General features: G+C 35.1%; 1 protein-coding gene. It reads right to left on the bottom strand.

Annotated features, from left to right (window positions below):
* Positions 1 to 136: 136 nt before the first annotated feature.
* Positions 137 to 382, bottom strand: a 246-nt coding sequence (gene tnpB, locus GOQ24_RS05560; RefSeq protein ID WP_160339265.1) for an IS66 family insertion sequence element accessory protein TnpB, incomplete at its 5' end; no start/stop codon positions are given.

Below are 382 nucleotides of genomic sequence, written 5' to 3'. Positions count from 1 at the left end.
TTTGTCTTGTTTGGAAATAGTCTTGGACTGCTTTTTTATAAGCGCCAAAAGTTGTTCTTTCGATAAGTTTTCTAAGTCTATTTCCATGAAGTAAAAATACGTCAAAAGCCTTAAATATACAAGGTTTTAACCTGTTTTACTTCAATGAAAAACGCCTTTTTTGGTTACTTTTGATAACCTGGATTCCCTCTACCATCAGTACTAAATCACTCCAACTTATTTGAGCTTTACTATGCGTGGGAAAAGCAAAAGTTCCTTGTTCTAAGCGTTTGTGGTATAGTACAAAGCCTCCTGCTTCCCAATGCAAGAGCTTCATTTGATTACAGCGTCTATTGATAAATATATAGACTCTCCCGTTATGAGCTACTTGATGAAGTTCATT

The organism is Myroides sp. LoEW2-1, from assembly GCF_009767705.1.
GTDB lineage: Bacteria > Bacteroidota > Bacteroidia > Flavobacteriales > Flavobacteriaceae > Flavobacterium > Flavobacterium album_A.
The sequence above is the reverse complement of the archived record's forward strand: the minus strand, read 5'-3'. Positions and strand labels throughout refer to the sequence as shown.